4 protein-coding genes are annotated in these 3,276 nt (G+C 67.1%); 1 reads left to right on the top strand and 3 read right to left on the bottom strand.

Going from position 1 to position 3,276, the window contains the following annotated elements; all coding sequences use genetic code 11:
- Positions 1–199 precede the first annotated feature (199 nt).
- Positions 200–742, bottom strand: a complete 543-nt coding sequence (locus AC08OO_RS23005; protein ID WP_476611805.1) for a MerR family transcriptional regulator — start codon at positions 740–742, stop codon at positions 200–202.
- A gap of 425 nt (positions 743–1,167) precedes the next feature.
- Complete coding sequence (locus AC08OO_RS23000; protein WP_476611804.1) at positions 1,168–1,602, bottom strand: MerR family transcriptional regulator; 435 nt, start codon at positions 1,600–1,602, stop codon at positions 1,168–1,170.
- Positions 1,603–2,002: 400 nt separating this feature from the next.
- On the opposite strand from AC08OO_RS23000, the gene mce reads away from it, so the two are divergent.
- Positions 2,003–2,428 (top strand): methylmalonyl-CoA epimerase, encoded by a 426-nt coding sequence (mce, locus tag AC08OO_RS22995; protein WP_476606701.1) that lies wholly within the window; start codon positions 2,003–2,005, stop codon positions 2,426–2,428.
- Positions 2,429–2,598: 170 nt separating this feature from the next.
- Here mce and AC08OO_RS22990 read toward each other — a convergent pair whose 3' ends face one another.
- Entirely contained in the window at positions 2,599–3,093 is a 495-nt protein-coding gene (locus AC08OO_RS22990; protein WP_476619075.1) for an LppP/LprE family lipoprotein, read from the bottom strand.
- Between the last annotated feature and the right edge of the window lie 183 nt (positions 3,094–3,276).

Raw genomic sequence — 3,276 nt, 5'->3', positions numbered from 1 at the left:
CACCCGCCGACCCTCGACCCGTGTCGAGCCGACCGCCGGAGGGTGTCCCTGCCCGGGAAGGCCGCAGTTCGGTGACGAACCCCAGTCCCGGACCGTCACCGATCTCCAGCAGCGCGGCTCGACCACCGCCACGGGACATGAGGTCACGCCACCGCGGCCAGGCCGGTGGGGGCGCTGTGCCTCGTGATGCCGGGCCGGGTCAGTTCTCCTCGGGCCCGAAGGGATCATCGAGAAAATCGAGGAACGAGCTGTCCAGGCGACCGGGACCAAGATCGTCTTGATCGGCAACGTCCCGGCGATCCGGGCTTTCCCGCAGCGACCGGGCGGTATCGTCCCGCAGCCCGATCATGAAGTCCTCGGCGAGACGCACCTGTTCCTGCAGAGATGCGAGCTTCTCCTCGGCCAGGGTAACCCAGGTTCTCAACCGTTCCCGCAGTTCCCTGCGATGATCCGGGGCAAGATCGGGCTGGCCGATCCGCTCACGCAATGTGATGAGAGAGCGCATCTCCTCGAGTGTGAACCCCAGCGGTTTCATCTTCTTGATGAGGAAAAACCGGTCGAGTGCGTCGTCGTCGTACAGCGGGAAACCACCCGAGGTGTGGCCTACCGGCGCGAGCAGGCCGGCATCCTCGTAGAAGCGGGCGGTACGCAGGGACAAGGTCACCAGGGTGGCAACGTCACCGATCCGGTAGCGGCCGTCACGGGCATCGGCGGAAGACCCGGCGCTGCTGGTTATGGACAATTCAACCCTTATCACGTGAGCATGGCGACTGGTATTCGAGTGTCAAGCGTCTCTAGTATCGGCCACCCGCAGCTACACAGGACCGGTAAAGATCTAGTAATCCACGGCCGACGCCGACCGTGACGTCCGTCACCAGCGGACTCCGGTTGCTCCACAGGAGTCCCAGCGCCGGCCGCCACCCCGGATCCCGGTCACCCCGGCGAACCAGGTAGCTCCCACAAAATAGGCAGCTTTACAAAACGGATGACCTTGACGCAGCGGAGGACCCGGGCGGACGAGACAACCTGCACGAACCGGGCGTCCGGGCAAAATCGGATCTCTTGCCGAGATCGGACGATCCCGACGGCCCCGACCTCGGGACGTGGGCCCCTAATGGCGGTTCCGGCACCCATCTCGGACGAGGTGACCATGGATTCACGAGTCCGTCATACCGTCCGATCCGCATCACCGTGCAGGCCGATGACGAAGTCCTCCGCGACTCCCGCCTGCTGCCGCAGGGTGGCCAGCTTCTCCTCAGCCAGCACGACCCAGGTATGCAGCCGCTCGCGCAGTTCGGTCCGCCGACTCTCGGAGATCGTCGGATCCGACAGCTCGTCGCGCACCGACAACAGCGACCGCATCTCCTCCAACGTGAACCCCAGCGACTTCATCTTCTTGATGACCAGCAGTCGATCGACAGCCTCGTCGTCGTACAGGCGGAAGCCACCCGGCGTACGTCCAGCGGGAGTAAGCAGTCCGGCTTCCTCGTAGTACCGGACCGCGCGCAGAGAAAGCCCGACCCGCTCGGCAACCTCACCTATCTGACGGCTGTTTCCGCGGGCCGCGCGGAACGCGGAACGATCGCGACGCGTCGTGGACACCGTAACCCTTACGTTCGTGCCTCGAAGACTCGGGCTAAAATGGTTGACACTCGACTCTACGGCCTGTCCCGCGGAGACTCGAACGGAGTCCACGACGAGGCCCCGAACTCCACACCGCCACCCCATGAACACACTGGAAGAGCAACGCCCACCCACGACAGCATCCGCAACCACGCCGGCGACGTGGACCCCTGGCGAGGCAGCGGGCAGAGTGGGGCCCGGCTCGGGTCGCCCACGTCACCCCACGTCCGCGGACTCCACTCACGTCACGGGGGCCGATCGGTCGACGCCGGGATCGTGAACCGGCAGGCTCAGTGCGGACCCCATCGCTTCGCACCAGGGGCGGTGGGACATCGGCGGACAGGCCCCGATCGCGGGCCGGCAGAACGAGGAGACGGCTGTGCTGACCAGGATCGACCACGTCGGGATCGCGGTGGCTTCCCTCACCGAGGCCATCCCCCGTTATGAGGAGGCATTCGGTCTGAAGGTCGTGCACCAAGAGGAGAACGAGCGCCAAGGGGTGCGCGAAGCGATGCTGCTGGTCCACAGCGGCAAGACCGGGAACTCCCACGTCCAGCTGCTGGAACCGCTGCGCGAGGACAGCCCGATCGGGAAGTTCCTGGCCAAGCGGGGGCCGGGCATCCACCACATCGCCTACGGCGTCGCCGACATCGACAGCGCCCTGGCGGCCCTGACCATGACCGGATTCGATCTGGTCAACAAGACTCCGGTGCACGGCACCGCCGGCAGCCGGATCGCGTTCATCCATCCCAAGGGTCTCGGAGGCGTGCTCACCGAACTCGTCGAGGCCGCCGAGGGGCACTGAGGCGGGCCGGACGACCCCGCGTCGCAGCCATCCCCTGGCCGGCCCCTGTCCGGGCGGGGCAGCGAAGGCGCGGGGCGATGAATCCCCGGCGGCGCACCCGGCGACGGCCCCGACCCCGGTCCCGGTCCCGGTCCATGGCGGATCATGGACCGGGGATCACCGGTCGCGGATCACCGGCGGCTTTTCGCGGCGGACACGTTCGCGGTCGGGACCGGATCGAGCGGGACCACCGATGAACCGTTCCACTGGTAACGCACGGTCGCACCACCCGCTGTCGGGCAGCACATCGGGTCGCTTGGCCGGTAGAGATCGTACTGGAGGGCGACGACCCGGTCGGTGGACCAGATCCAGCGGATCGTGGCGCTCGGCTGCGGCAAGTCGTAGCCGATGAGCCGGCCACGATGGAAGAAGAACGCCCGCTGCGGATGCCCGTCCCCGGATGTCGACAGCAGTCCGACGATCACGCTGAGATCGTTGCTCCGGTCATAACCGCCGAGGACGATCGGCGTGTACCCCGCCGATCGGACCACCGCCGCGGCGTTGGCGATGCCCAGCGCCGGCGCGCCGGAGGTGAATGAGGCAGCGGAGGCTGTTCCGGCGATCCCGCCCATCAGGGTGAGCGTACCGATCATCACTGAAACGGCAAGTCCGCGACGTAGCGCCATGAGACCTCCCAGGTTCCGTGCTGACCCGACCCAACCTAGATGCCCTCTTCGGTGGGCGCCGACCAGTTAGGGGGTATGGCCGGTATGTCGCCACGATGCGGACCGGTCCGCCCCCCGGCCGGCGGATCCGGCAGGCTCCACACCAAAACGGGCGGGAAGCCGTGCCGTCGGGGGCACTACCTG

The organism is Frankia sp. CeCAU1 (assembly GCF_977971845.1).
This window is presented reverse-complemented; position numbering and strand designations above follow the sequence as displayed.